Here is a 1,499-nt window from a genome sequence, read left to right as displayed (position 1 = left end):
AAAGTGCGCAAGTTTCAAACCAAGCAAGAATTCAAGCATTGGGCGATGAGGTCAGAAGCAGAAATAATACAGTCTATATGAGCTCTTATTTTGTTGGAGGAGCATTGGGTTCATTCTTAGGTACGCTTTCTTGGCAAATATACGGTTGGCATGGTGTGTGTGCAGTCGGCTTGCTTTTCCAATTTGCAGCACTGATAGCTCATTATGTGTTTTATAAAAAATAAATTTTTTTGATAAGTGAAGACGATTCGTTGAAAAATCAATGAAAACTTTACTAAATACGAAGGATCATTAAGAGAGTTGGCAGATAAAAAACAAACTATTTAGCGGAAAAATAAATTATTTTTATAAATACTTTTGTTATCGCAAAAACTAATTCAAAAAGCAGATGGGCGTTAAGGAATCAGCTGAATTAAACATGTGTGTGGAACAACTGAAACATTTTATGTTTGAACAAAAAGTTTCCTCTGAATTAGCAGAAAAAAGAGACAATAAAAGAAGTTCTTAGAGTGAATTCGTTGATTGATTCAGAACTATTCTAGTAAATTAAAGTAAAAAGTACTTCCTTAGATTCAACTGAATCTCAAGGAAGTACTTTTTGCTTACTCCTCTTTTTCTTGGATAGCACCTTTTAATGCAGTTGGATCAGCAGGCGGATTACTAAGAATGTTACGGACATCATCTAAATCAGCTTCGACATTCCAAAGTAAGATGCCAACAGGTTTATCGTCTTTAAGGTAATAAACAACTTTTCCATCGCCGACTTTATCGATTAACGTATCTAGCTCTGGATCTAATGTTCCGATAGCTTTCCAAGAGATATCAAACACGACAGAATAAAAGTAGGGAGTATGTGTGTATGGTTCATTTGACCCAGCCATCGTTTTTCCAACAGCTTCTCCTGAGTTTCGTGCATGATCCACGTGTTCGATTCGATTTTTGCCTAAAATCTTATCTGGATAAACAGCGATATCTCCAGCTGCATAAATATCCGGATCTTCTGTCCGCAAGTATTCATCAACAACAACGCCATCTTCTACTTTCAAGCCGCTTTCTTTTGCCAGCGAAACGCGAGGAGAAACGCCTAGGCCGCTTACGATCGCATCGCCTTCTAGTTCTGTACCGTCATCAAGCGTCAAAACCAACTTGTCATCTTCTTTTCGATAAGATGCAGCACGTTTTCCATTTACAAGGGTGACACCTGCTTTTCGGAAGGCTGCTTCATATTCTTTAGCAATTTCTTCAGGAAATTGTTTGCTTCCAAGGATTTCATCAGGATAAATTAGTGTGACTTTTGTTTGGTTCTGTACCAAGCCAGCAGCTAATTCGGCTCCGATATACCCGCCACCAATGACTAAAATATGGTGGTTGTGGCCAGAAAGTTCACGAAGTTTTCGGTAATCTGTCCAATTTCTAAAGAAAATCGCACGTTCATCTTCGGGGCCGTCGATTTTAGTCGGCTCGCTGCCTGTTGCCAAGAGCAATTTGTTATAGCCGAT

Annotated in this window: 1 protein-coding gene and 1 pseudogene; one reads left to right on the top strand and one right to left on the bottom strand. The window is 38.6% G+C overall.

Annotation, left to right across the window (positions count from 1 at the left end):
- A pseudogene (locus RT405_RS07920) lies at nucleotides 1–224 on the top strand (MFS transporter); the annotation flags it as partial.
- A 378-nt stretch (nucleotides 225–602) separates the two neighbouring features.
- Here the strand turns inward: RT405_RS07920 and RT405_RS07915 are convergent.
- On the bottom strand, nucleotides 603–1,499 hold an 897-nt coding region (locus tag RT405_RS07915), incomplete at its 5' end, for an FAD-dependent oxidoreductase (RefSeq protein ID WP_313468987.1).

Origin of the sequence: Carnobacterium sp., from assembly GCF_032094055.1 — a bacterium.
Classification (GTDB): Bacteria; Bacillota; Bacilli; order Lactobacillales; family Carnobacteriaceae; genus Carnobacterium_A.
The sequence above is the reverse complement of the archived record's forward strand: the minus strand, read 5'-3'. Positions and strand labels throughout refer to the sequence as shown.